We start from the raw sequence: 25607 nt of genomic DNA, 5'->3' as shown, positions 1-25607 counted from the left end.
ATGGGATTGACACCGACGATGAGCTTTTTCCGCCGTACCCTTGCCTCGTTAGCCGCCGCCGCGCTGGTCGCCGGCGCCGCCTTCGCGCAGCAGACGCCGCCGAAGCCTTCGCCGGTGCCGCGTCCGACCGTGCCCGAGGCACCGGTGCCGCCGCCGCCGGACGTGGATGGCCGTTCCTGGGTGCTGATGGACTACGCCACCGGCCAGATCCTCGCGAGCAAGAACCCGGACGAGCGCGTGGAGCCGGCGTCGATCACCAAGATCATGACCGACTACGTGGTCTCGGCCGAGATCGCCAACGGCAAGATCCACATGGAAGACCCGGTCACCATCAGCGAGCACGCCTGGCGCGGCGGCGGCGCGGGTACCGACGGCTCCACCAGCTTCCTCAAGCTCAACAGCCAGGTGCCGCTGAAGGACCTGCTGTACGGCATGATCATCCAGTCCGGCAACGACGCCGCGATCGCGCTGGCCGAGCACACCGCCGGTTCGGAGGAGGCCTTCGCCAACCTGATGAATGCCTATGCCAAGCAGCTGGGCATGACCAACACGCACTTCGAGAACGCATCGGGCTATCCGATCGCCAACCACTACACCACTGCGCGCGACATCGCGATCCTCTCGCGCGCGCTGATCCACGACTTCCCCGAGGACTACGCGATCTCCAAGATCAAGCAGTTCGAGTGGAACGGCATCAAGCAGGGCAACCGCAACACCCTGCTGTGGCGCGATCCCAGCGTGGACGGCATCAAGACCGGCCATACCGCCGCGGCCGGCTACTGCCTGGCGGCCTCGGCCGTGCAGGGCGATTCGCGCATGATCGCCATCGTGATGGGGGCGAGCTCGGAGAAGGCCCGCGCCGACTCGGCGATGGCGTTGCTCAACTACGGCTTCCGCTTCTACGAAACGCACAAGCTCTACGACGCCGGCAAGCCGCTGGCCACGCCGAAGCTGTGGAAGGGCGAGGCCGACACGCTGCCGATCGGCATCACCCAGCCGCTGCAGGTCACCGTCAAGCGCGGCTCGTATGACCGGCTCAAGGCCACCATGGACATTCCCGCCACCCTGGTCGCGCCCTTCAGCAAGGGGCAGCAGGTCGGCACGCTGCGCGTCACGCTGGACAACCAGCCGGTGCAGACGATGCCGCTGGTGGCGCTGAACGACGCCCCGCAGGGCGGCTTCTTCAAGCGCCTGTGGGATTCCATCCTGCTGTGGTTCCATGGCGGCAAGAAGGACGACACCGCGACCACGGCCCCCGCCGCGGATACCAAGTGATGCACGAGATCGACTTCGAGCAGGCCAAGAAAGAAGGCAAGGGTTTCCAGTTCCCGGGCGAGTTCGAGATCACCGCCATGGGCGAGGCGGGCGCGGACCTGCCCCGGCGCGTGCCGCGGATCCTCGAGGGCGAGGGTCTGCACGTGCTGCACGAGACGGTGAGCCAGCGCGCCTCGCGCGAGGGCAAGTTCGTCTCGGTGACGGTGAGCTTCCGCTGCGAGACGCGCGAGCAGTACGACGGCGCCCATGCGGCGTTGCGTGCCGACCCGGCGATCCGCTACACGCTCTGAGCGCCTGGCGCCCGAGTGAGGGGCCGAGCCTGCCTCGCGCTGCAGTGCCCACTCTTCCCGCGAGCCCCCGCCCCTCACCCGAACCCTCTCCCCGGAGGGGGGGTTCAAGGCGCGTAGCGCTTGATTCCCGCCTCGTGCGCCTCATCTGCTCCCCATTCCCCCGGTAGCGCCGCCATGTCCCCCGATTCCCGCCCCCTGCTCGTCCGCCGCCTCGGCCGCCAGCCCTACGAGCGCACCTGGAAGGCGATGAGTGCCTTCACCGACGCGCGCGGCCCGGATACCCCGGACGAGCTGTGGCTGCTCGAGCACGACCCGGTGTTCACCCTGGGCCAGGCCGGCAAGATGGAGCACGTGCTGGCGCCGGGCGACATCCCGCTGGTCCCGGTCGATCGCGGCGGCCAGGTGACCTACCACGGCCCCGGCCAGATCGTCGGCTACCCGCTGATCGACCTGCGCCGCGCCGGGGTGGGTGTGCGCGAGCTGGTGCACCGCATCGAGCAGGCGCTGATCGATACGCTGGCGCACTGGGCCATCGCCGCCGAGCGGGTGGAAGGCGCCCCGGGCGTCTACGTGGGTGGCGCCAAGGTGGCCGCGCTGGGCCTGCGCGTGCGTAGGGGCTGCAGCTTCCACGGCCTGGCCTTCAACGTGGCCATGGACCTGGAACCGTTCGGCCGGATCAACCCCTGTGGCTACAAGGGTTTGGCGGTCACGCAGGTGCTAGACTTGGGCGGCCCGTCGCAGTTGGCCCAGGTCGAGGACGTGCTGGTGGACGAGCTCTGCCGCCAGTTCGGCTTCCAAGCGGTGCCGGCCGCTCCCGTCCTCCCCGAACTCCCCGCGCGCGCCGCGGTCTAGGCAGTCGCAGATGAGCGAAATTCCCTCCAGGGTGATCCCGATCAGCGTCGTCGACGCTGGCGCGCCCGCCGTCGAGAAGCAGATCGGCAACGACAAGATCGCGCGCAACCGTGCGGCCTTCGACACCAGCGTGCCGACCCTGCGCAAGCCCTCGTGGATCCGCGTGCGGCTGCCGCAGGGCAACGCCGTGCAGCAGCTCAAGGCGCGCCTGCGCGAGAACGCGCTGGTGACGGTCTGCGAGGAGGCCTCCTGCCCGAACATCCACGAGTGCTTCTCCAAGGGCACCGCCACGTTCATGATCCTGGGCGAGGTGTGCACGCGGCGCTGCTCGTTCTGCGACGTCGCCCACGGCCGTCCCAAGCCGCCCGATCCGCTCGAGCCGGCGCGCCTGGCGCAGACCATCGCCGACATGCGCCTGAAGTACGTGGTGATCACCTCGGTCGACCGCGACGACCTGCGCGACGGCGGCGCCGAGCACTTCGCTAGCTGCATCCGCGCCGTGCGCCACGCCAGCCCGAACATCCGGATCGAGATCCTCACCCCCGACTTCCGCGGCAAGGGCCGCATGGAGCGCGCGCTGGAAGTACTCAAGGACTTCCCGCCGGACGTCTTCAACCACAATCTCGAAACCGTCCCGCACCTGTACCGCGAGGTGCGCCCGGGCGCCGATTACCAGTGGTCGCTGGATCTCCTGAAGCGCTTCAAGGCGCAACACCCGGAGGTGCCGACCAAGTCGGGCATCATGCTCGGCCTGGGCGAGACCTTCGAGCAGGTGATCGAGACCCTGCGCGATCTACGCGCCCATGACGTGGACATGATCACCATCGGCCAGTACCTGCAGCCCACGCCGCACCATCACCCGGTCGTGCGCTACTGGACCCCCGACGAATTCGACGCGCTGCGCGCGGCCGGCGAGGCGATGGGCTTCTCCCATGTCGCCTCCGGCCCGCTGGTGCGTTCCTCCTACCATGCCGACCTGCAGGCCCATGCAGCCGGCGTCACCGAATCGGCCTGAGACACCCATGACACTGCGTCCCTCGCTCGCCCTGCTGCTGGCCCTCGTCCTGCCCGTTGCCCACGCGCAAGCGCAAGCGCCTGCCGCGCACGAGGACGAGGGCCGCAAGAGCTCCACGCTGCCGCTGGAGGCCACGCCCAACCAGGCCGACGCCGCGCAGCTGTCCGCGCGCTTCCTGACCCGCTTCCACTACGACGCCAAGCCGCTCGACGACGTCATGTCGGCCAAGATCTACAAGGCCTACTTCGACATGCTCGACGGCGAGAAGGTGTTCTTCACGCAGGCGGACATGGCGCGCTTCGAGCCGCTCAAGACCAAGTTCGACGACGCCATCTGGAACAAGGACCTGTCCGGCCCGTTCTCGATCTTCAATCTCTACGTGCAGCGCGCGATCGACCGCATGAACTACGCGCGCGAGCTGCTCAAGAAGGGCTTCGACTTCAGCAAGGACGAGAGCTACGACTTCGACCGCAAGAATGCGGCGTGGCCAGCCGACCAGGCCGCGCTCGACGACCTGTGGCGCAAGCGCACCAAGAACGACTGGCTGCGCCTCAAGCTGGCGGGCAAGAGCGACGAGGAGATCCGCAAGACGCTGGACAAGCGCTACTCGGGCTACATCGAGCGGGTGCGTCAGCTCGACGGCGAGGATGCGTTCCAGACCTTCATGAACGCCTACGCGGAGACCACCGATCCGCACACCGACTACCTCGGCCCGCGCGCGGCGCAGAACTTCGACATCGCCATGAAGCTCTCGCTGGAGGGCATCGGCGCCGTGCTGCAGGCGCGCGACGAGTACACGCAGATCCGCGAGGTGGTGCCCGGTGGCCCGGCCGACAAGTCCGGCAAGGTGCACGTGGGCGACCGCATCGTGGCGATCGGGCAGGGCACGCAGGGGCCGATGACCGACGTGATCGGCTGGCGCCTGGACGACGTGGTCGACAAGATCCGCGGCAAGAAGGACACCACCGTGCGGCTGGAGATCCTGCCCGCCGATGCCGGTCTGGACGGCAAGCACGAGCTGGTCACGCTGGTGCGCAAGAAGGTCAGCATCGAGGAGCAGGCGGCCAAGAAGAAGATCATCGAGGTCAAGGATGGCGACGTCACCCGCAAGATCGGCATCATCGACCTGCCGACCTTCTACTCCGATTTCGGCGCCCGCCGCGAGGGCGACAAGAACTTCAAGAGCGCAACCCGCGACGTCGCCAAGCTGCTCGGCGAGCTCAAGGCTGCCGGCGTGCAGGGCGTGGTGATGGACCTGCGCAACAACGGCGGCGGCTCGCTGGCGGAGGCCAACGAGCTGACCGGCCTGTTCATCGACCAGGGCCCGGTGGTGCAGGTGCGCGACGCGCGCGGGCAAGTGGAGGTGCAGGGCGACGACGAGCCGGGCATGGCCTGGAGCGGCCCGCTGGCGGTGCTGGTCAACCGCGGTTCGGCCTCGGCGTCGGAGATCTTCTCCGCCGCGATCCAGGACTACGGCCGCGGCCTGATCGTGGGCGAGCCCACCTTCGGCAAGGGCACCGTGCAGAACCTGGTGGACCTGGACCGCTTCGCCCAAGGCGACAGCGAGAAGCCGCAATACGGCGAGCTCAAGATGACGATCGCCGAGTTCTTCCGCATCAACGGCGGTTCGACCCAGCTCAAGGGCGTCACCCCGGACATCCTGTTCCCGAAGAACGGCGACGAGAAGGATTTCGGCGAGTCCACCTACGACAACGCGCTGCCGTGGACGCAGATCCAGCCGGCGCCGTACGGCAAGGTGGCCGACCTCGCCGCCTACCTGCCGCAGCTCAAGGCCATGCACGACGCACGCATCGCCAAGTCGCCCGCCTGGCAGCTGATGCTGGACGAACTGGCGCAGTACAAGAAGATGCGCGCCCAGACCACGGTGTCGCTCAACCTCGCGGCGCGCCAGGCCGAGCGCAAGCGCCAGGACGCGATCCAGGCCGCGTTCCGCGCGCGCCACAAGGCCATCGACGGCACCGATGGCGGGCTGGCCGCGGACGAGCCGACCCTGGACGACGGCCTCAACGCCAACGAACGCAGCCTCAAGGCCGAGCTCAAGCAGGAGAAGGAAGCCAAGAGCGCCCGCGACCCGGAGCTGCAGGAAACCGCGCACATCCTGTTCGACGCGATCGGCCTGATCAAGGCGAACCCGAAGCTGGCCGCCGAAGTGCTCCCCTACGGCGGCAAGTTCTCGACCACCGCGGCGGTCACGCCAGCCGAGAAGCCGGCCACGCAGCCGCGCTGATCCCCGGGAGCCCGGCCTTCGCCGGGCTTTTTCCTGGGCCTGCGGCAGCCGCGTCCTCGTGCGAACGGGCCTCGCCGCAGGAACGGCAGGCGACCGAGCCGAGGGCGAACCCAAGGGCCGACGTCGCCCCGCTGCCGACGGGAGTAGGGCGGCATCGTACCGGCGTCGAGCTCGGCCCCCGCCCCTCACCCGCCTGCCGGCACCCTCCCCGACGTGGAACGAGTTGGCGTTTCGGCTCCGGCTGCGCCTACGCTCAGCACGAACGGCGGATGTGGCGGCGGATGGGTGAGGCGGGGGACCGGCCGATGCCGCCGCGCGAGCGGTCGCGCTGACGGCGAGCCCGAAGGCTCGAGCTTGCCCTCTCCCCGGCAGGCGGGGGAGGGTTCGGTGGCGCCGCGATCCACCGCTTCGGTGGATGGGGATGGGGCGCCGGGAGAAGGCCGTTCGCCCTGAGCGCAGTGCACAGCGCCCCACGAGCGTGACGGTCAGTCCTTCTTGCCCTCCGCCTTGTTCTTCTGCGCCTCGGCCTGCGCCTTCCTCCACGCCTGGTACGTCGCCACGTACGGCATGTCGCGCAGCACCTTGGAGTGCGGGTCGACGATCAGCAGGCTGCCGGCCGGCACCTCGATGTGCCCGACACCGCCGGTCATCGGCACGGTGTGGACGGTGTGGCCTACCTGCACCTCCAGCGGCATCGGGAACGGCTGGCCGTGCCCGGTCACCCAGCGCAGCTCCAGCGTGTTCCCGTCGCGGCGGGTCTCCAGCTTGGGCAGGGCAGCGTCGTACAGGTAGACGTCGAAGAACCACTTGAGGTCCTTGCCGGTGACCTGGTCGACGATGTCGATGTAGTCGCGGGTGGTGGCATAGCGCGGCTTGAAGTTGCCCGGCCGCGGGTCGGGCCGCCCGTACACCAGCCGGCGCACGCTCTCGAAGAAGGCGTCGTCGCCGATCAGGTTGCGCAGCGTGTGCAGCACCAGCGAGCCCTTGTAGTAGATGTCCAGCCCGGGCCCGGTCCTGCCGTCGTAGACCTGCTCCTCGGTCCTGGACTGGCCGGAGACGATCGGGAACTTGTTCGAGAGCGTCATCCGCTCGGTGTGCAGCCACGAGAAGTACGGCATGTCGCCGTACAGGTACTGGCTGAAGAGCGGCTGCATGTAGGTGCCGAAGCCCTCGTGCAGCCACATGTCGTCCCAGTTGACGTTGGTGACCTGGTTGCCGAACCACTCGTGCGCGAATTCGTGCTGCAGCAGCCAGTCGAAGTCGTACTCGCTGCGCGGGTAGCCGTTGCCGTAGGCGTTGAGGGTCTGGTGCTCCATGCCCAGGTGCGGCGTCTCGACCACGCCCATCTTCTCGTCGCCGAACGGGTAGGGGCCGATCTCCTGCTCGAAGAAGTCGAGCATGCGCGGGAACTCGCCGAACAGCCGCCTGGCGCCCTCCTCGTGGCCGCGCAGGTACCAAAGCTCCATCGGGATGGTGTTGCCGTAGCGGCTCTTGTACTCGCCCTTGAGCTCCTCGAACGGGCCCACGTTGATCGAGATGGCGTAGGTGTCCGGCTGCTTGATGCGCCAATGCCAGGTGCGGGTGGCGCCGTGGTCCTCGATGCCCACCAGCACGCCGTTGCCGGGCGCGGCCAGCGCCTTGGGCACGGTCACCCAGGTGTCGACCAGGTCCGGTTCGCCGGTCGGCTGGTCGATGCACGGCCAGAACAGGTCGCAGCCCTCGCCTTCCACCGCGCTGGCGATCCACGGCTGGCCATCTTCGGTGCGGCTCCACACGAAGCCGCCGTCCCACGGCGCGCGCTTGGCCACGTGCGGCTGGCCGCCGTAGACGATGGTGGTGCTCACGCTGCCGCCCCTGGCCAGCGGCGCGGGCAGCCGGATGCGCAGGCGGCCGTCCGGGTTGCCCCAGGCGCCGCGGGCCAGCGGCTTGCCGTCCACGGCGACGCTGGCGATCGGCAGGTTGCGGTCCAGATCCAGCAGCAGCACGTCGGTCGGTTCGCGCGCGGTGAAGCGCAGCGTGGCTTCACCATCCAGGTGGCGTTTGGCCGGGTCGATGGTGAAGTGCAGCTCCGCATGGTCGAAGTGCAGGCGCGCCTGCTCGGCCGGCATGGTGCCGCCGGAGGCTTCCGTCTGCGCAGTGAGCTTGGGCTGCTCGACGGTGGCGGGTTCGGATGCGGCCGCGCCGGCGCCGGCGGCAAGGCCGAGCGTGACACCGAGCGCCAGCAGGGACAGGCGTGGATGCATGGGAGGCTCCTTGGGGGTGCAGACGGGCAGCATGCCGCGTGCGCGGCCGCTGTGACTAGGCCAGAAGTCACGCCGGGGCCGCGGCGCGACACGCGCAGCTCAGACGGTGTAGCCGAGGCGGTCGATCAGCGGCCGCAGCAGAGGCAGCACCGGTTCGAACTGGTCGCGGTAGCCATGCCAGCGGTTGATCGCCCCGGCATGGATGCCCTGGGTAACCTGGGCATAGCTGGGCGTGCTGATGAAGCGCTTGCCCCGCGCGTGCTCGGCGAAGCGCGCCATCGGCGAGGCATCGGCGAGGTCGAGGAACGCGCCCAGCCGCGCGAGGTGATCGTCCAGGTCGCCGACCACCGATTCGTAGCGCCACTCGAGCACCCGCGGCCCGAACACCTCCACCTGCCGGTACCACTGCTCGAAGGCCTGCACGTAACCGCGCGCGAGGCGCTGCAGCGACGAGCACAGCACCATGAAAGCCGGCGAGCGGAACGGCTGCATGGTGCAGCTGAGCAGCACGTCGCACGGATGGCGCAGGCACAGGATGATGCGCGCCTGCGGGAACAGCCGCATGATCATCGGCAGGCACAGCATGTTGAGCGGATTCTTGTCGACCAGCCGGTGTCGACCGAGGTCCGGCAACACGCGCCCGACCATGCGGAAGTAGGCCGCGCGCAGCTGGTCGGCCTCGGACTGCGTCAGGTCCGCCAGGTCGTCGGGATAGCGCTGGCCGACCTGCGCCATGCGTTCGGTCAGTTCGTGGATGAAGGCGCGCTCGTCCATGGACCGGAAGTCCGGATGGGCATCGAGCATCTGCTCGAGCAGGGTGGTGCCCGAGCGCGGGAAGCCGACCACGAAGACCGGGCTCCGGCGGTCGTCCGGTGCGGACAGCGGCTTCCAGCGGGCGTAGGCGGCGTGGTCGAGCTCGGCCGCCTGCAGTGGCTGGCTGTCGGGTGCCAGCAGTTCCGGCAGCACGTGGCGGGCGATCTCCAGCTGGGCGGCATGGGCGTCCTGCACGGCGTGCCAGGCGTCGGCGTGCCGCCCCTGCCGATCGCAGGCCGAGGCCAGGGCGAACCCGATGCTGGCGCGGGTCTCGTCGTCAGTGGCAAGCGCCAGCGCGCGCCGGTACAGCGTCGCCGCCTCGGCGCAGGCGCCTGAGCGCATCGCCAGCGCGGCATGCGCGCGCCAGACGTCCGCGCGCGCCTGGCGGGCATCCGCCGGCAACGCCTCGAGTGCGGCCAGCGGCAGTCGTTCGAGCGCCCGTTGCGCCTGCTCCAGCTGATTGTTGCGCTCGTGCAGCAGGACCCGCTGGGCGGCGATGCGCCATCGCAAGGGTTCGTCCGCGGGCCCGCCGGGCAACCGCGCCCGCTCCAGCGTGCGCAGCGCCCCGGCCAGGTCGCCCTGGGCCGAGAGCATCGCGGACAGGATCAGGGCCTGCTCGGCCGGTTGGCCCGGCCAGTCGGGCGCGCCGGCCAGCATCGCTTCCTGCGCGGTGTTGTCGCCGCAGACGTAGCAGGCGTACGCCGCCTGCAGGCGCGCGTCGATGAAGCCGGGCGCGCGTTCCACCGCATCGAGCAGGGCCTCCCGTGCCAATGGCCAACGCCGCTGCTGGATGTGGAGCAGGCCCAGGTTGTAGAGCACCTCGGCGTCGTCCGGCGCCAGGGCGCTCGCCCGGGACAAGGCTTGTTCGGCCGCGGCGAGGTCGCCGCTCAGCCGACAGGCGACGCCCAGGTTGTTCCAGTAGGCGGAAACCTCCGGCCGTCGTTGTACCAGCCGGTGGAAGGTCGTCGCGGCCCGGTCGTAGCGGCCGCTCGCCTGCTGCGCCAGCCCGAGTAGAAGCAGGACGCCTTCGTCGGCCCCGTCGCCGGCACGGGCGGCGAGCGCGATGACGCGCTCCATGTCGCCGGCGTTGTAGGCGCCGGCCATGGCATCGGCGAGGTCGGTGGAAGGATGGCGCATGCGTCCTCGTCGCGGTCCGGCCGACCGCATTATGCAAGAGGGGCCGCGGCATGACCCGCGGCCCCTCCGGCCCTCACGCTTGCGAAGGCCGCCGCCTCAGAACTTCACCGTCGCACGGGCCCAGTAGTAGCGGCCGAGCACGTCGTAGGTGGCGGTGTCCACGTTGTAGTTGGAACCGTTCTGGTACAGCCGCGGCGGCTGCTTGTCCATGATGTTGTCCACGCCCACGTCGAAGCGGGTGTGGATCGAGGGCACCGCATAGCCGAGCTGGATGGAGTGGTAGAGCACCGAGGCCACCGGGATGTTGACGCCGCCGATGGCGTAGTCGGCATTGAGGGCGGTCAGGTGGTTGATGTAGCGCGACTGCCACTGGGCGTTCCAGTTGCCCTTGTCCCAGTTGAGCGTGAGCGTGCCGCGCCAGCGCGAGATGTTGCCGAACTGCGGCGTGTAGGTGCCCGCATAGTTCACCGTCTGCGCACCCGGCTCCCCCGGCGTGGCATTGACCTTGTAGGTCGAGGTGTAGCTGGTGTTGAGCCCGACCCGGAAGTCGCCCGGGTTCATCCCGCCCAGGTCGAAATGCGGGATCTTGTAGCGCAGCGTGTAGTCGATGCCGCTGGTGCTCAGGGTGCCCAGGTTGACCACCGGCGTGTTGATCAGGAACACCTGGCCCGGCTGCCGGCTGGTGTTGTCCTGGCGCGTGATGAACGAGCAGTACGGGCTGGCGTTGTTGTTGAAGCAGGAATTGACGACCGTGTCGGCCTGGATCGCGGTCAGCGTGTCGGACAGGTAGATGTGCCAGAAATCCAGGCTGGTGGACACGCCCGGCAGCCAGTCCGGATCGTAGACCAGTCCGACGTCGATCGACTTGCCCTTTTCCGGCTTCAGCGAGGCCCCCACCGTGGCGGCGCCGGAGTAGAACGTGTTGACCTGCGCCGGCGAGTTGCCGGCCCAGTTCACCGGGACGAACTGGCAGGCGGCCTGGTGCTGCGCGAGCTCGGCGGCGGAGAGCCCGACGCAGGGATCGTTCAGCACCGGCTGGACCAGCGTGCGGCCGTCGTACAGCTCGTTCAAGTTGGGCGCGCGGAACACCTGGGAGACCGTGCCACGCACCAGCAGGTCGTCCGTCGGACGCCACTCGATGGCGATCTTGCCGTTGGTGGTGGTGCCGGTGGTGCTGTAGTCGGAGCTACGCACGCCGAGGTCGAGGTACAGCGACTTGGCCCACGGCAGCTCGGACACGAGCGGGATCAGCGTTTCGGCGAACACCTCCTTGACGTTGAAACTGCCGCGTCCGGGCGAGCCGCAGGCTTCCTGCAGGATCTGGCAGGTGGTGGTCACCGGGTCGAGCACCGCGAAGTCGCTCACGGTGTAGTTCATGAACTGCTTGCGGTACAGGGCGCCCACCGACAGCTGCACCGCGCCGGCGGGCAGGTCCCACAGTTCGCCGCTGGCGTCGACCTGGGCCTGCTTGGTCGACTGCGTGAACACGTAGATCGGCGTCTTCACGCCGGCGCTCAGCACATCGCCGGCGCTCGCCTGGTCGAAGATGTTCGCGCCGGCGTCGACGGCGGCCTGCAACGCGGGGATGTCGATCTCGTTGGTGTCGCGCTGGTCGCGCTTGGTGTGGCTGTAGTTGACCGACGCGTCCCAGGTCCAGCTGCTGGTCTGGCCGAAGTTGCCGCGCAGGCCCGCGTTGATCTGGCCGGTATCGGTGGTGTAGCTGTGCACACGGGTGCCGGCGCCGGTGAGGCGGGTCTGGAAGTTGTAGCCGCTGTTCGGGTCGCCGGGTACCGGGTTCTGGCTGAAGGTGATGCCGAACGGATTGATCGGATTGTCGGCATAGATGATCAGGCCGTCGCCGGTGCCGACCGGCGAGGGCGCGTCCTGGCCGCTGGACACCGTGTGGTTGTAGAACGCGTCGACGAACGCGGTGACGTCGTCGGTCACGTTGAAGTTGGCCAGCACGAAGCCGTTGGTGCGCTTCTGCGCGGTCTGGATGTAGTTGAGGGCAGCGTAGTTGTAGGTGTCCGAAGCCAGCCGGCAACGGTAGTCCGCCAGGCTCGAGCCGTCGCCCGAGGCCAGCGTGACCTGGGCGGTGCCGGTGGCCGGGTCGACCGCGCAGCCGTACTGGGCGGCAATCGACGCGGGCACCTGGATGCGGCCGGTCGGGATCGAGCTGGAGCCGGCCGCCACCACCGAACCGCTCGACAGGTACAGCTGCTGCCGGGAGAACTTGCGCCGGGAGGCGAGCGTCTCGTCGTACTTGTTGTAGTCCAGGCCCGCGGCAATGCTGTAGCGCTCGCCGGTCATGCCGCCAGTCAGGTTGAAGCCGTGGCGCTTGGCGTCGCCGTGGCTGGAGATGCCGTCGTTCAGGCTGAACTGGACGCCCTTGAAGTCCTTGCGCAGGATGAAGTTGACCACGCCGCCGATGGCGTCGGAGCCGTACACCGTGGAGGCGCCTTCGGCCAGCACGTCGACCCGCTCGATCATTTCCGGCGGGATCAGGTTGATGTCCGGGTTGGCCATGCGCTGGCCGTTGACCAGCACCAGCGTGCGGTTGTTGCCCAGGCCGCGCAGCGAGACGCGCGAGGCGCCGTCGCCGGCTTCCAGCAGCGGGCTGGCCACGCCGCCGCCGTTGCTGTTGTTCTGCGGGTTGGTGGCGTTGCCGGAGATGCTCGGCATCTGCTGCAGCACGTCGCCCAGCACGGGCTTGCCCGAGTTGCTGATGGTCGCGCGGTCCAGCGTCACCACCGGGCTGGCCGTTTCGGTGTCCACACGGCGGATCAGCGAGCCGGTGACCACCACCGACTGCAAGGTCTTCGCCTCCTTCTTGGAGGGCGGCGTGTTCTGGTCCTGCGCGCTCTGTTCGGTCGACTGCGGAGTGTCCGGCGTCGACACCTGCGCCTGAGCCATCCCTGACAACGAAAAAACACCCGCACTCAACGCCAGACGCACTGCCACAGACAAGTGGTTCAAGTCGTATTTCATGTGGTACTCCCCGGTGAAGTAGATCCCCTGCTTCCCCCGCTCTTTTGGAGCGCAGCGAGTATGACAGCAACGACTGTTTAACAAGCAAGTGCCCATGCCCTCAGTCATGGGTGCGCGATCGAAAAGGCCCGATCGCGGGCGGGAACCTGTCCTGTATGGGTTCCACGGGGCGCCAGCGCTGCCGGCGGCTAGAGGCCCGGCACGGACCGGTTGAAGTCGCCGATGGCGGCGACCAGGTCGGTCACGGCCAGCCGTTCCACTTCGGTGAGGTCGGGGTTCCAGCTGTCCATGATCAGCACCACGCGGGTGCGGTCGCTGTGGTTCCACGCCTCGTGCTCGAAGGTGTCGTCGAAGGTGACGCAACGGCCTTCCTCCCACACGTGGATTTCGCCGCCCACCCGCAGCGCGCAGTCCGGCGGCACGATGAGCGGGAGATGCGTGACCAGGCGCGTGTTGGTGACACCGCGGTGCGGCAGGATGTGCGTGCCCGGGCGCAGCACCGAGTACAGCGTTTCGGGTGCATGGTCACGCACGCGCACCAGCGGCATGGCGTCCAGCAGCGCGGTGGTGCGCGGGCAACGCGCGCAGTTGTCGTCGTAGCGCACGCCGTGCCGGCAGAAGAAGAACGCATCCCACGCCGCCTCGCCGCGACCGGTCGAGGCCAGCAGTCGCGCCGCCACCGCCTCGGCCGCGGGGGCGCCAAGGAACGGCACGAGCGGGTCGCCCGCATCCGCCAGCATGGTGAGCAACTCCTGGCGGATCACCTCGACCGCAGCCTCCAGCCGTGCCTGCTCGGGAAAGCGCTCGCGCGGGTAGAAGGTCCGGCTGGGGACGCCCGGGAAATACAGGAAGTGGGGTCGCTGCCGCGGATCGGGCAGAGGGGCGGGCTGCTCCTGCAGATAGATCGCCAGGCACTGGTCGACGCGGACCAGTTCCGCCCGTCCGTAGCGCTGCCGCAGCGGCTCGATGACCGCATCGAACAGTTCGCGCCGGCCGGCAGCGATGTACTGCATGGCGTGTTTCACCGCGTCACGCAGGCCCGGCGCGGTGGTTTCGTCGCTGAGCCAGCGCCCCTGCGCCTGCGCGGCATGGGTCGCCGCCAGGTAGGCCATCATGGCGTCGTGCCGGCGACCCTGCTGCTCCAACAGCACGCCCAGGCGCAGGCGCGCCACGAACATGCCGGGTGCCAGCGCCAGGCCTTCGCGCAAGCTCGCCTCGGCACCGCGCAGGTCCCCGGCCTGCACCTGCGCCGCGCCCAGCTGGTGCAGGATCGCGGCATCCCTGGGCCGGGCACGCTGCGCGAGGCGCAGCCACTCGACCGCGCGCGTCGCGTTGCCGCGGCCGAGTTCGCGGGAGGCGAGGAACTGCAGCGCCTCGACGTCGTCTGGCCGGGCCTCGAGCAGGCGCGAGAATGCCTGCTCGGCAAGCACCAGGTCGCCGCGCCGCAACGCCGCCAGCGCCTGCGCGCGCCAGGCGGCCGCGTCGGGCGGGTGGTCCATCGGTCCGTTCATGCGCGGAGCGTACCGGACATCGGCACGGACGCGATCAGGCGATGGCGCAACCTGCCGTGCGCCGGCGGCCGGGGCCGCCGGTCAGCGTCCGTAGCGCTGCTGCAGGAACGCGAAGCACGCACGCAGCCCCTGCGCCTCGCCGCCGCGTGGCCGCCCGGGGCGGTCGGCGTCGTTCCAGGCGTAGGTGTCCAGGTGCAGCCAGGGCAGGCCGTCCGGCACGAAGCGCTCCAGGTACAGCGCGGCGGTGATCGCGCCAGCGTGGCGCGAGGCGCCGGCGTTGGCGAAATCCGCGACCGACGACTCCAGCAGCTTGCGGTAGGGCCGCCACAGCGGCAGCCGCCACAGCGGATCGCTCACGCGACGGCCGGCCTCGAGCAGGGCCTCGGCGGCCGCGTCGTCGTTGGCGAACAGGCCCGGCAGGTCGGGGCCCAGCGCCACGCGCGCGGCGCCGGTCAGGGTAGCGAAGTCCAGCAGCAGGTCGGGCTGCTGTTCGGCGCCGTAGGCGATCGCGTCGCACAGGATCAGGCGCCCCTCGGCGTCGGTGTTGTCGACCTCCACGGTGTGGCCGGCGCGGGTGGTGATCACCTCGCCCGGGCGCATCGCGTTGCCGGCGATGGCGTTCTCCACCGCGGGCACCAGCAGGGTCAGGCGCACCGGCAGCTGCGCCTGCATCACCAGCCCGGCCAGGGCGATGGCATGCGCGGCGCCGCCCATGTCCTTCTTCATGTTGCGCATGCCGTCGGATGGCTTGATGTCCAGCCCGCCGGTGTCGAAGCACACGCCCTTGCCGACGATCACCAGCTTCGGGTGGCCGGCCTTGCCCCAGCTCAGTTCCACCAGCCGCGGCGCGCGGTGGCTGGCGCGGCCGACCGCGTGGATGGTCGGGAAGTTGGCCGCGAGCAGGTCGTCGCCCACCCATTCGCGGAGCCTGGCCTTGTGCGCCTTGCCCAGTTCCTTCACCGCGGCGGCCAGTTGCTCGGGGCCCATGTCCTCGGTCGGCGTGTTGACCAGGTCGCGCACGCGCGCCGTGGCGTCGGCCAGCGGTGCCAGCGCGGCGAGGTCGGCGGCGGGCACCGCCAGCGTGGCCGCGGCGCGGCCGCTCTTGCGGTAGCGGTCGAAGCGGTAGGCGCCCAGCGCCCAGCCCAGGGCGGCCTGGCGCGTATCGGCCAGCGCGCCGCCGTCGGCCAGGTGGTAGGTGCCGGCCGGCAGCGCGTACGGCAGGCCGGCCAGGGCCGCCAGCGGCTCGGCCGGGTCCACCGCCACCAGCACGCGGGCGAGCTTGCCGCCGCCATCGGGCAGCAGCGCGAAGCGGCCCGGCCCGGGCTCGAAGCCGGTCTGCTCCAGCCAGCGCCGCTGGGCGGGTTCCAGTCCGCGCAGGACATCCTTGTAGCGGGTGCCGTCGACGGTCTGGATGGCGACACCGCGGGCGGCACCCTTGCGTTCGATCAGGGCGGACGTGGAACTCTCCGGCATGGCTTCGTGCCTCGTTGCGTTCGGCGAGTCGGACATGATGCGCCTGATCGGCAGGGATGCCAAACCGGCGGTTCGGGTTCCAGCAAGCAAAGGCCCTGGCGCCCGGATACGCGAACCCGGGAGCGCGAGCCGCGTCCGGAAGCGCATGGCCGCTCCTTGGCGGTGCGACGCTAGGCCGCGTCGCCTTCGCTCCGCTCCAGCCAGTCGGCCAGCGCGCCCAGGTCCGGCAGGTCGAGGTCGGGCGGCGCGCCCAGGGCGTCGGGCCACGGTGCCCGCGCGCGGTTGATCCACGCGGTGCGCAGCCCGGCGTCGCGCGCGCCGCACACGTCCAGCAGCGGGTCGTCGCCCACGTGCAGGATCTGTGCGGGCGTGGCGCCGAGCCGCTGCACCGCCGCGTGGAAGATGCGCGCATCCGGCTTGCCCACGCCGGTGTCGCGCGCGCAGACGTGGCAGTGGAAGTGCGTGTGGATGCCGATGCGCTGCAGGTCGGCGTTGCCGTTGGTCAGGCTGGCGACCGGCCAGCGCGCGGTGATGCGCTGGAGCGCGGGCAGCGCGTCGGCGTAGAGTTCCACCCGGTTGCGGGCGGTGTAGTAGACCTCCCACAGCGCCTCGATCGGCGCCTCGGCCAGGCCGCAGGCGGCGAAGGCGCGCTGCATGGTGAGGTGGCGCTGGGTGGTGAAGTCGTGCGCCAGGTCCAGCCGTTCGGCCGCGACTTCCGCGCGCAGCTGGCGCATCGCCGGGATCGGCCAGCGCGCGGCTACTTCCGGGTGGTGCGCGCGCAGGTAGGCGTCAAGCTCGCGGTCGGCGCATTCCAGGGCGGGCAGCACCGGCCACAGGGTGTCGTCCAGGTCCAGCGTCAGCGCGAGGATCCGCACGCCCCGCTCAACGCTCGCCGAGGCGCAGCACCTGGCCTGGCTTCACCTGGTTGCCCTCGAGGTGGTTCCAGGCGCGCAGGTCGTCCACGGCCACCCCGTGCTTGCGGGCGATCGAGAACAGCGTGTCGCCCTTGGCCACCTTGTAGGTGCGCGCATGCGGGGCGGGCGCCTTGGCGGCGGTGGTCTTGACGGTGACGCTGGCGGCGACCTTGGCGAAGGCCGGGCCGCGCGCGGCCGGCGCATCGACGGTGGTCGCCTCGCCACGCACGCCCTTCAGGCTGGCGGTGCGGGCCCGGCGCTCCTCCAGCGCGCGCCGCGCTTCCAGCGTGCGCTCGGAGGTCGGCGCGATCGCCGCCCGCGAGGCGTAGGTGGCGCCCGGCGCGGCGATGGGCGCGGCGGCCGGCGGCTGCGGCACCGCGTGCGCACCCACCGCGGCGAGGATCTGGCTGCGCCGCGAGGCGTCCATCGCCGCCAGCGCGCTGCCGGCGTCGTAGGGCAGCACGGCGTCCCGGCGCAGCACCGCGGCGGCCTTGTCGCCCTTGGCGAACTCGACGAAGGCCTGCGCCTCGGCCGCGTGCGCGCTGTTCGGGTTGGTCACCAGGTAGAGCGGGGTGTACAGCTTGTAGCTGCCGCTGGCGACGGTGCCCGCGCTCGGCGCCACGCCGTCGATGCGGATCATCTTGACCTTGCGGTTGCCCGCCACGCGCGAGAGCGTGGTCACGCCCAGCGACTTCGGATCGAGCGTCACCGCCTCTTCCAGCTTGGCGGTGTTGACGTACAGGCGCGGCGCGGCCACCGGCTGGTTGCCGCGACCGAACAGCAGCTTGCGCAGGCTGAACTCGACGCCGTCGCCGGGGCTGGCCACCGCGTAGGCGTTGATCGGCTCGTTGCGGCCGCCGACCTCGTCCCAGTTGGTGATCTTGCCGTAGTAGATGTCGTGCAGCTGCTTGAGGGTGAGGCTGCCGACCGGGTTGCTCGGGTGGGTGATCATCACCAGCGCGTCCCACGCCACCGGCGTGAAGACCAGCCCTGCCTCCTGCGCGCTGCCGTTGCCGTCGCGCGCGCTGCCGGCGATGTCGGCGCTGCCGTTGCGCACCGCGTCGAGGCCCGAGGCGGTATTGAACGGCTGCACGTCCACCTTGCCGTGCCCGCTCTTCGCCCAGGCCGCCGCCACGTCCTGCATCGGGCCGCGCGTGGTGGCCACGTCGCCGCGCAGGACCAGGGTGGGACCGGCCGCGAAGGCGACCGTGGTGAGGCAGGCGCCGAGCAGGGCGACGACGAACAGGCGGGTGAAGCGGACGGGCATGACGGCAGGCGACCTGGGACGGATGATGTGCGTGAGCGTGCCGTGAGGACAGCATGCGCGCAGTGACGGGAGTCCGGTATTTCATCGGTCCGCCTGCAAAACATCAAGCTCGGTCGCAGGCGGGCGTTAAGGAAGCAGAGGGCGCCCGCCGTATCGCAGGGTAGGAGCGAGTTCTGCTCGCGATGTCTTTCGCCTTGGCGCCGCGCCGGCCGACACGCACATGAGCATCGCGAGCGAGCCCGCTCCTGCAGGAGGCGATGGCGGCTCAGTCCATCGGCACGTAGTGCACGCCGTCCTCGTCCTGCACCACCAGCACCAGCTGGCGTGGCTGCACGCCGGCCAGGCCGCGCAGCTCGCGCAGGCTGGTGATGCGGCGGTTGTTCACGCCGAGCACGATGTCGCCCTCGGACAGGCCCATGCGGTCGGCGCGGCTGCCGGGCCGCACCGCGGTCACCGCGACGCCGGCCAGGCCCTGGCCGCGCTGCGCCATCGAGAGCTCGCTGAAGCGCACGCCGGCCAGTCGCGCGTCCAGCGTGTCGCCGTCGAGCGTGGCGAGCTTCTCCGGGGTCAGGGTCAGGTCGACCTGGCGCGTGCTGCCGGCGCGCGCCACGCGCAGGGTCACCTTGCTGCCCACTGGCAGCAGGCCTTCGGTGTTGTGCAGCTCGTCGCTGTCGTGCAGCGGCTTGCCGTCGACCGCCTGCAGCACGTCGCCGGGGGCGAGGCCGGCCTTGGCCGCGGCGGAGTCCGGCGCGACGCGGGTGACCACCACGCCCTGGTCGTCCTTCAGGCCCAGTAGCTTGGCGATGCGCGGGGTGATGTCCTGGGTCTGCACGCCGAAGGTGCCGCGCACCACTTTGCCGTGCGCGATCAGCTGGCCCATCACCTGCGAGGTGAGGTTGCTCGGGATGGCGAAGCCGATGCCCACGTTGCCGCCGGAGGGCGTGAAGATCATGGTGTTGATGCCGACCAGCTCGCCGCGCAGGTTGACCAGCGCGCCGCCGGAGTTGCCCGGGTTGATCGAGGCATCGGTCTGGATGAAGTTCTGGTAGCCGCTGCCGCCCAGGCCCGAGCGGCCCAGTGCCGAGACGATGCCCGAGGTCACCGTCTGGCCCAGCCCGAACGGATCGCCCACCGCCACCACGAAATCGCCCACGCGCAGCCTGGAGGAATCGGCCACCGGCAGCGCCTTGAGGTTCTGCGCCGGGATCTGCACCACCGCGACGTCGGTGTCCGGGTCGGTACCGATCAGCTTGCCCTTGAAGCTGCGCCCGTCCTGCAGCGTGACGGTGATGTCGTCGGCGCCGCCGACCACGTGGTTGTTGGTCAGCACGTAGCCCTTGGCCGCGTCCACGATCACCCCCGAGCCCAGGCTCTGCTCCACCCGCTCGCGCGGCGAGGAGGGCAGGCCGAAGAACTGGCGGAACATCGGGTCGTCGAAGAACGGGTCGCGCACCGCCACGCGCGTCTTGGTGGAGATGTTCACCACCGCCGGCGTCACCTTCTCCAGCATCGGCGCCAGCGAGGGCAGCGGTTGGCCGGCCACGCTCGCGGGCAGCGCGGCCCGGCCGGGCGCGGGCCAGCCGAGCAGCAGCGCGCCGGCGAGGGCGAACGTGCCGGCGAGGGAAAGGCGACGGGCGGTCATGCGGATCTCCTTCTTCAGAATGCACCGGGCCTGCGACTGTAAACCGGCCGGCCGGGTTCCCCGGTGACGACGCCGGCCTGCGCGAATGCCGACGAGCCGCGCGGGTGTTGGACGGATCAATTTTCAGTTGACGCCTACGCGGGGCGGCGATACCGTTCATGCCCGGTCGCACCACAACATCTTGTGTGAGTCGTTCGGTCACCCACCCAAGTGCTGTGTCGATGCGACTACCTCGGGGGAGGGCGCCGAAAGGCCGGGAAGATCAGCAGCGCACATTGCCGCCACGCCGTCCGCTCGGGACGGCTGGCCATGGCATCGCGCCGATGGAACAACTCAAGACGGGTCGCAAGGCCGGAGGTCAAAAAGCCGATGAGCACCGCGCGTGCACCACTCGCAGCCAACCGTGACGTCGCAGCCATTCCGCTGCAGCCGGCGTCCTACGACATCTGGGACAAGAAGTACCGCCTGCGCACCAAGGCGGGCGAGCCGGTGGACGGCACCATCGACGAGACCTGGCAGCGCGTGGCGCGCGCCCTCGCCGAGGTGGAGGCGACGCCGGAGCTGCGCGCGCACTGGTACGAGCGCTTCCTGTGGGCGCTGCGCCGCGGCGCGATCCCGGCCGGCCGCATCACCTCCAACGCCGGCGCGCTGGAGCACAAGCCGGCGACCTCCACGATCAACTGCACCGTCTCGGGCACCATCCGCGACTCGATGGACGACATCCTGGAGAAGGTCCACGAGGCGGGCCTGACCCTCAAGGCCGGCTGCGGCATCGGCTACGAGTTCTCCACGCTGCGCCCGCGCGGCGCCTACGTGTCCGGCGCCGGCGCCTACACCTCCGGCCCGCTGTCCTTCATGGACATCTACGACAAGATGTGTTTCACCGTGTCCTCCGCCGGCGGCCGCCGCGGCGCGCAGATGGGCACCTTCGACATCTCCCACCCCGATGCCAAGGAATTCATCCGCGCCAAGCGCGAGGACGGCCGGCTGCGCCAGTTCAACCTCTCGCTGCTGATCACCGATGGCTTCATGCAGGCGGTGGAGAACGACCAGGACTGGCCGCTGGTGTTCCCGGTGCACGTCAAGGAGCGCGGCGAGCTCGACCTGGACGACCCGAGCAAGGTGGTCTGGCGCGAGTGGCCCACCCACGAGAACTACATCGCCCGCGAGGACGGCCTGGTCGCCTGCAAGATCTACGGCCACATCCGCGCGCGGCACCTGTGGGACATGATCATGGTCTCGACGTACGACTACGCCGAGCCCGGCTTCATCCTGATCGACCGCGTCAACGAGATGAACAACAACTGGTGGTGCGAGAACATCCGCGCCACCAACCCCTGCGGCGAGCAGCCGCTGCCGCCGTACGGCTCGTGCCTGCTGGGCTCGATCAACCTCACCACCTTCGTGCGCGACCCGTTCGGGCCCAAGGCCCGCTTCGACTGGGACGAGTACCGCGAGGTGGTCAAGGTGTTCACCCGCATGCTCGACAACGTGGTGGAGATCAACGGCCTGCCGCTGGAGCAGCAGCGCAACGAGATCCTCTCCAAGCGCCGCCACGGCATGGGCTTCCTGGGCCTGGGCTCGACCCTGACCATGCTCAAGATGCGCTACGGCTCGGCCGCCGCGGTCGCCTTCACCGAGGAGGTCTCGCGCGAGATGGCCGTGGCCGGCTGGGAAGTGGCGCTGGACCTGGCCAGGGAGAAGGGCCCGGCCCCGATCCTGGCGAAGGACTACACCGTCACCGCCGAGATGCTGCGCAAGCGCCCGGAGATGGCGAAGGACGGCTGGAAGGTGGGCGACACCATCCCCGGCCGCGTGCTGCACGCCAGGTACAGCCGCTACATGCAGCGCATCGCCACCGTCGCCCCCGAGCTGGTCGAGCAGCTGGCGCAGACCGGCGCGCGCTTCACCCACCACAGCTCGATCGCGCCCACCGGCACGATCTCGCTGTCGTTGGCCAACAACGCCAGCAACGGCATCGAGCCCAGCTTCGCCCACCACTACTCGCGCAACGTGATCCGCGAGGGCAAGAAGACCAAGGAAAAGGTCGAGGTCTACAGCTACGAGCTGCTGGCCTACCGCGCCCTCATCAACGCCGACGCGCTGCCGTTCTCCGACGACCCGGCCAACAAGCTGCCGGACTACTTCGTCGCCGCCGACGACATCTCTCCCAAGGAGCACGTGGACATCCAGGCCGCCTCGCAGAAGTGGATCGACTCGTCCATTTCCAAGACCGCCAACGTGCCCACCGACTACCCCTACGAAGACTTCAAGGACATCTACTTCTACGCCTACAAGCAGGGCCTCAAAGGGTGCACCACCTTCCGCTTCAACCCCGCCGCCTTCCAGGGCGTGCTGGTCAAGGAAGCCGACCTGGAGAACACCCTCTACCGCTTCGAATTGGAAGACGGTAGCGTTATCGAACTGAAAGGCAACGAAGAAGTGGAATACGACGGCGAAATGCACACCGCCGCCAACCTGTTCGATGCCTTGAAGGAAGGCTATTACGGCAAGTTCTAGCCACTGCGGGTCCCACACATAACCAAGAGTCGGAGGGGAAGACCAATGTCCATCGATACCGAAAACGAAGCGCAGAACAGTTCCATGCCGTCCACGGGCGACACGCCGGCCGCTGCGCCGATGGGCGCGCCCGCTCCGCAGACCCCGGCGCCGGCCAAGAAGGCCGCTCCGAAGAAGGCGTCCGCCAAGAAGGCCGCCCCGAAGAAGGCCGCGGCCAAGAAGGCCGCTCCGAAGAAGGCCGCGGCCAAGAAGACGGCACCGAAGAAGGCCGCGGCCAAGGCGGCTCCGAAGAAGGCCGCCGCCAAGAAGGCTGCGCCGAAGAAGGCGACTGCCAAGAAGGCCGCCCCGAAGAAGGCCGCTGCCAAGAAGGCGGCTCCGAAGAAGGCCGCCGCCAGGAAGGCTCCGGCCAAGGCCGCCAGGAAGGCGCCCGCCAAGGCCAGCAGCAAGAAGACGGCCATGAAGAAGGCCGCTCCCAAGAAGGCGGCGATGAAGAAGTCCGCCGGCAAGAAGACCGTCGCCCGGGCGGCGGTCAAGAGGTCCACTGCCAGCAAGAAGGCGGCGCCGAAGAAGGCTGCCCGCCGCAAGTAAGCCGTACCGGCTCCGGCCCGGGTCGCACCGGGCCGGAGCTTCCCGAAAGGCCGCGCCGCGCGCACCGCCCTCCCGCCAGGGACCGCGAAGCCGAACCGCCACCGCCGCGCGCCCCTCCCGCGAAAGCGGGAATCCATTTCCGCTCCCGGCCCAGATGGATTCCCCCTTTCGCGTGACAGCGAATCCCGTCACCCGGCGTCGCCACGACGCACCAGCCGAAGAGAACACCACATGACGATCAAGATCGAGAAGAAGATCAAGGGCTACCAGGTCGTCAAGCCCGAAGACAAGGCTGCCCCGGCCGCCGCCGCCGCGCCCGAGAAGAAGGCGGCCGAGCCGCGCCAGGCCGAGATCATCCAGATGCACGAGAGCGTCGAGCGCCCCGAGGCGCTGGTCGGCTCCACCTTCAAGATCAAGTCGCCGCTGTTCGAGCACGCGCTGTACGTCACCATCAACGACATCGTGCTCAACCAGGGCACGCCGCACGAACAGCGCCGCCCCTTCGAGATCTTCATCAACTCGAAGAACATGGACCACTTCCAGTGGATCGTCGCGCTCACCCGCATCATCTCCGCCGTGTTCCGCAAGGGCGGCGACGTGACCTTCCTGGTCGAGGAGATGAAGGCCGTGTTCGACCCGCGCGGCGGCTACTTCAAGGCCGGCGGCGTCTACATGCCGAGCATCGTGGCCGAGATCGGCGCGGTGATCGAGCAGCATATGAAGAACATCGGGCTGATCCATGATCCGGAGATGGATGAGGCGCAGAAGAAGCTGATTGCGGAGAAGCGGGCGGCTTACGAGCAGTCGGTCGGTGGGAAGAGCGAAGAGGCCAAGGCGGGGAAGGGGGAGATGAATGCCTCCGGGTTCCCGCCGGGGGCGACGCTGTGCGCGAAGTGCAATACGCAGGCGCTGGTGCTGATGGATGGGTGTCAGACTTGTTTGAATTGTGGGTATTCGAAGTGCGGGTGATCGGCTAAATCACCGCAGACAAGGGAGTGTCGAGATGAAAAAGCACCTGCTACGAGTCTTCCTCCTGCTTGCCGCTGTCGTCCTGTTCGGGGTGGCAGAGGCAGGCACGGTTACGTACGTCTATACCGACCCGCAGGGCACGCCTCTGGCGGAGGCGGATGCCAATGGGAACATCACGGCGACGTTTGATTACCGGCCGTATGGGGCGCAGGCGCTAGGAGCGCCGAAGGATGGGCCGGGGTATACCGGGCATGTGAACGATGCGGCCAGTGGGTTCGTTTACATGCAGGCCAGGTATTACGATCCGGAGGTGGGGCGGTTTTTGAGTGTGGATCCAGTGGCGGCTTATGAGAAGCCAATAAGTAATTTTAACCGGTACGTTTACGCGCTGGATAACCCCTCTAGATTTACCGACCCTGATGGCAGACAGGCGCTTGACCAGTCAGCAAGATATTTGGCTGTGTATCGCGATTGCGCGGCGACGCCTGGTTGTAATCCCGCGACGGTGCCCGACCATATCGCGCAAATTGAAAAGCCGTACGCCGATGCTGCTGGCCTTTTCGTGCCAGCCGAGGATGCGCTTGTCGGATTGACCCGGTTCGCAGGATTTCTCCGCTTCGCTCCTGCAATACGTCTACAACGGCAGGTGGCTGAGGCATTTACTATCGCTGGCAAAATTGCAAAAAATGGTGCGGGGCGCATCTTCAAGCTTGCTGAAGGAAAGATCACTGTTCGCGTGATGGAGAAAGGCGGCGGAAGGACCAACTATATGCGAGTGAGCATTGAGGGCAAGGGAAGCGTTGATGCCGCAGGCAACCTTGCAAGCGACCCGAAAGTTACGCACATTGCGATCGACAAGAACTCGCTCCAAACTTTGGCGAGGATTGTAGAAAAATGGACAAAATAAAAATATCGAATCTTGGCGATTTAGATGCTTACTGGGGTGTCGAACTTTGTTCGATGTCTCTCGAGGTCAAAGACCTTTCGTTGACCTTCGACTTGAAGTGGACCGACTCTGGAAGTTCATGTTCCGCCTATTTGACATTTGAGAGCGTATCTCAGGCGTCGCTATTAAGCACATCTCTTAGCCTTGCTGAGCGCATTGAACTTATATCGATAGAGGCGAAAACATCTGAAACTATTGAGGTTTCATGCGAGATGTCCAATTTCGAACTGGACTTCAAGTGCTCGGCGATTTTTCTAAGTTCAAAAATAAAAAATGATTGATTGTGCCGGGCACTAAAGGGGGCGGGCAACTAACCGGGTCACCATTTCGCCGCCGGGGTCAATAGGCGCGCACTTGCTCTTCCCCGGGTATGCCGAAGAGTAAGTTCCCGTCTTTTCGCTGACCACCAGCCGCTGTGTTTTATGCGGCGCCAAGATCGCGCCAGTCACCATTCGGCAGCTAAAGGGGACGGGGTAATTCAGCTAAAGGGGACGGGGGTGATTAATTCGTCTCGCCGCTGGATCCGGGACGCGCGCTGACTCCGATCCATGAGGTGCGACCCCAACGGTCACTCACGGCGACTCCGGCCCAGGGCCTCCTGCCATACTCGACGGGCGCGCCGCCGATATGAAATGCTGCGCCCACATCCGAAGGGGCCGGGGGCCCTTGTCCGGAAAGCGCCAGGGAGAGCAGCATGCGCCATCAGGGACGAATCACACGCTGGTATCACGGCCGGCGCTTCGGCTACATCGCACCCAACGGTGGCGGCGACGAGCTGTTCGTGCACCTGCGGGCGCTCAGCGGGTGGCGTGGCCGTGGTAATCCCCCCGCCGATTAGCTGACCCCAGAAGTGGAATTTTCTCGTAGTCTTTCCCGAGGAGGTTCCATGAAGAAGTCTCGCTTCACCGACAGCCAG

At 68.5% G+C, this 25607-nt stretch carries 17 protein-coding genes; 9 read left to right on the top strand and 8 right to left on the bottom strand.

Translation table 11 applies throughout. The features are described 5' to 3' along the window. Positions 1 to 18: 18 nt before the first annotated feature. The 5 genes from WAT24_RS16065 (at position 19) to WAT24_RS16045 (ending at position 5680) form a co-directional block, all read left to right on the top strand. Positions 19 to 1275: a D-alanyl-D-alanine carboxypeptidase family protein gene (locus tag WAT24_RS16065; protein ID WP_336808913.1), complete on the top strand. Its 1257-nt coding sequence runs from the start codon at positions 19 to 21 to the stop codon at positions 1273 to 1275. Further along, positions 1275 to 1565 (top strand): YbeD family protein, encoded by a 291-nt coding sequence (locus tag WAT24_RS16060; RefSeq protein ID WP_336808912.1) that lies wholly within the window; start codon positions 1275 to 1277, stop codon positions 1563 to 1565. The genes WAT24_RS16065 and WAT24_RS16060 overlap by 1 nt, the downstream gene beginning before the upstream one ends. A 174-nt stretch (positions 1566 to 1739) precedes the next feature. Continuing rightward, positions 1740 to 2417 (top strand): lipoyl(octanoyl) transferase LipB, encoded by a 678-nt coding sequence (gene lipB, locus WAT24_RS16055; protein WP_336808911.1) that lies wholly within the window; start codon positions 1740 to 1742, stop codon positions 2415 to 2417. A gap of 10 nt (positions 2418 to 2427) precedes the next feature. Further along, entirely contained in the window at positions 2428 to 3432 is a 1005-nt protein-coding gene (lipA, locus tag WAT24_RS16050) for a lipoyl synthase (protein WP_336808910.1), read from the top strand. A gap of 7 nt (positions 3433 to 3439) precedes the next feature. Beyond that, on the top strand, positions 3440 to 5680 hold the full coding sequence (locus WAT24_RS16045; RefSeq protein WP_336808909.1) for a carboxy terminal-processing peptidase: 2241 nt from the start codon (positions 3440 to 3442) through the stop codon (positions 5678 to 5680). 485 nt (positions 5681 to 6165) lie between these two features. On the opposite strand, the gene WAT24_RS16040 is transcribed toward WAT24_RS16045, so the two are convergent. From WAT24_RS16040 to WAT24_RS16005, 8 genes are all read right to left on the bottom strand, one after another. Further along, positions 6166 to 7923, bottom strand: coding sequence for a M1 family metallopeptidase (locus WAT24_RS16040; protein WP_336808908.1), 1758 nt, complete (start codon positions 7921 to 7923; stop codon positions 6166 to 6168). 99 nt (positions 7924 to 8022) lie between these two features. Continuing rightward, the gene (locus WAT24_RS16035; protein ID WP_336808907.1) at positions 8023 to 9873 is read right to left on the bottom strand and encodes a tetratricopeptide repeat-containing sulfotransferase family protein; all 1851 of its coding nucleotides are present in this window, start codon (positions 9871 to 9873) and stop codon (positions 8023 to 8025) included. Between the two features lie 96 nt (positions 9874 to 9969). Next, positions 9970 to 12861, bottom strand: coding sequence for a TonB-dependent receptor domain-containing protein (locus WAT24_RS16030; RefSeq protein ID WP_336808906.1), 2892 nt, complete (start codon positions 12859 to 12861; stop codon positions 9970 to 9972). A gap of 188 nt (positions 12862 to 13049) precedes the next feature. Then, positions 13050 to 14372: an aspartyl/asparaginyl beta-hydroxylase domain-containing protein gene (locus tag WAT24_RS16025; protein WP_336808905.1), complete on the bottom strand. Its 1323-nt coding sequence runs from the start codon at positions 14370 to 14372 to the stop codon at positions 13050 to 13052. Between the two features lie 81 nt (positions 14373 to 14453). Then, on the bottom strand, positions 14454 to 15845 hold the full coding sequence (locus WAT24_RS16020; RefSeq protein ID WP_336808904.1) for a leucyl aminopeptidase family protein: 1392 nt from the start codon (positions 15843 to 15845) through the stop codon (positions 14454 to 14456). Between the two features lie 170 nt (positions 15846 to 16015). Continuing rightward, on the bottom strand, positions 16016 to 16720 hold the full coding sequence (locus WAT24_RS16015) for an HAD family hydrolase (protein ID WP_336808903.1): 705 nt from the start codon (positions 16718 to 16720) through the stop codon (positions 16016 to 16018). Between the two features lie 7 nt (positions 16721 to 16727). Further along, the gene (locus WAT24_RS16010) at positions 16728 to 18026 is read right to left on the bottom strand and encodes a LysM peptidoglycan-binding domain-containing protein (RefSeq protein WP_336808902.1); all 1299 of its coding nucleotides are present in this window, start codon (positions 18024 to 18026) and stop codon (positions 16728 to 16730) included. A gap of 265 nt (positions 18027 to 18291) precedes the next feature. Next, entirely contained in the window at positions 18292 to 19668 is a 1377-nt protein-coding gene (locus WAT24_RS16005) for a Do family serine endopeptidase (protein ID WP_336808901.1), read from the bottom strand. A gap of 369 nt (positions 19669 to 20037) precedes the next feature. Between WAT24_RS16005 and WAT24_RS16000 the strand changes: the two genes are divergently transcribed. From WAT24_RS16000 to WAT24_RS15985, 4 genes are all read left to right on the top strand, one after another. Beyond that, positions 20038 to 22188, top strand: a complete 2151-nt coding sequence (locus WAT24_RS16000; protein WP_336808900.1) for an adenosylcobalamin-dependent ribonucleoside-diphosphate reductase — start codon at positions 20038 to 20040, stop codon at positions 22186 to 22188. Between the two features lie 45 nt (positions 22189 to 22233). Further along, positions 22234 to 22776, top strand: coding sequence for a hypothetical protein (locus WAT24_RS15995; RefSeq protein WP_336808899.1), 543 nt, complete (start codon positions 22234 to 22236; stop codon positions 22774 to 22776). Between the two features lie 231 nt (positions 22777 to 23007). Then, positions 23008 to 23745 carry a TSCPD domain-containing protein gene (locus WAT24_RS15990; RefSeq protein ID WP_336808898.1) on the top strand — a complete coding sequence of 246 codons (738 nt, stop codon included), beginning with the start codon at positions 23008 to 23010 and terminating at the stop codon, positions 23743 to 23745. Positions 23746 to 23779: 34 nt separating this feature from the next. Further along, positions 23780 to 24652 carry an RHS repeat domain-containing protein gene (locus WAT24_RS15985; protein WP_336808897.1) on the top strand — a complete coding sequence of 291 codons (873 nt, stop codon included), beginning with the start codon at positions 23780 to 23782 and terminating at the stop codon, positions 24650 to 24652. Positions 24653 to 25607 lie beyond the last annotated feature (955 nt).

Source organism: Fulvimonas yonginensis, from assembly GCF_037137055.1.
GTDB lineage: Bacteria > Pseudomonadota > Gammaproteobacteria > Xanthomonadales > Rhodanobacteraceae > Frateuria_A > Frateuria_A yonginensis.
Note: the sequence above shows the minus strand (reverse complement) of the source record. Positions and strands in the feature narration are given on the sequence as shown.

What these genes read in the sequence shown, in the direction of transcription:
- WAT24_RS15995 (WP_336808899.1), top strand. Translation starts at nt 22,234, where the DNA reads ATGTCCATCGATACCGAAAACGAAGCGCAGAACAGTTCCATGCCGTCC.
- WAT24_RS16035 (WP_336808907.1), bottom strand. Translation starts at nt 9,873, where the DNA reads ATGCGCCATCCTTCCACCGACCTCGCCGATGCCATGGCCGGCGCCTAC.
- lipA (WP_336808910.1), top strand. Translation starts at nt 2,428, where the DNA reads ATGAGCGAAATTCCCTCCAGGGTGATCCCGATCAGCGTCGTCGACGCT.
- WAT24_RS15990 (WP_336808898.1), top strand. Translation starts at nt 23,008, where the DNA reads ATGACGATCAAGATCGAGAAGAAGATCAAGGGCTACCAGGTCGTCAAG.
- WAT24_RS16060 (WP_336808912.1), top strand. Translation starts at nt 1,275, where the DNA reads ATGCACGAGATCGACTTCGAGCAGGCCAAGAAAGAAGGCAAGGGTTTC.
- WAT24_RS16025 (WP_336808905.1), bottom strand. Translation starts at nt 14,372, where the DNA reads ATGAACGGACCGATGGACCACCCGCCCGACGCGGCCGCCTGGCGCGCG.
- WAT24_RS16045 (WP_336808909.1), top strand. Translation starts at nt 3,440, where the DNA reads ATGACACTGCGTCCCTCGCTCGCCCTGCTGCTGGCCCTCGTCCTGCCC.
- WAT24_RS15985 (WP_336808897.1), top strand. Translation starts at nt 23,780, where the DNA reads ATGAAAAAGCACCTGCTACGAGTCTTCCTCCTGCTTGCCGCTGTCGTC.
- WAT24_RS16065 (WP_336808913.1), top strand. Translation starts at nt 19, where the DNA reads ATGAGCTTTTTCCGCCGTACCCTTGCCTCGTTAGCCGCCGCCGCGCTG.
- WAT24_RS16030 (WP_336808906.1), bottom strand. Translation starts at nt 12,861, where the DNA reads ATGAAATACGACTTGAACCACTTGTCTGTGGCAGTGCGTCTGGCGTTG.
- WAT24_RS16040 (WP_336808908.1), bottom strand. Translation starts at nt 7,923, where the DNA reads ATGCATCCACGCCTGTCCCTGCTGGCGCTCGGTGTCACGCTCGGCCTT.
- WAT24_RS16020 (WP_336808904.1), bottom strand. Translation starts at nt 15,845, where the DNA reads ATGCCGGAGAGTTCCACGTCCGCCCTGATCGAACGCAAGGGTGCCGCC.
- WAT24_RS16000 (WP_336808900.1), top strand. Translation starts at nt 20,038, where the DNA reads ATGAGCACCGCGCGTGCACCACTCGCAGCCAACCGTGACGTCGCAGCC.
- lipB (WP_336808911.1), top strand. Translation starts at nt 1,740, where the DNA reads ATGTCCCCCGATTCCCGCCCCCTGCTCGTCCGCCGCCTCGGCCGCCAG.
- WAT24_RS16010 (WP_336808902.1), bottom strand. Translation starts at nt 18,026, where the DNA reads ATGCCCGTCCGCTTCACCCGCCTGTTCGTCGTCGCCCTGCTCGGCGCC.
- WAT24_RS16005 (WP_336808901.1), bottom strand. Translation starts at nt 19,668, where the DNA reads ATGACCGCCCGTCGCCTTTCCCTCGCCGGCACGTTCGCCCTCGCCGGC.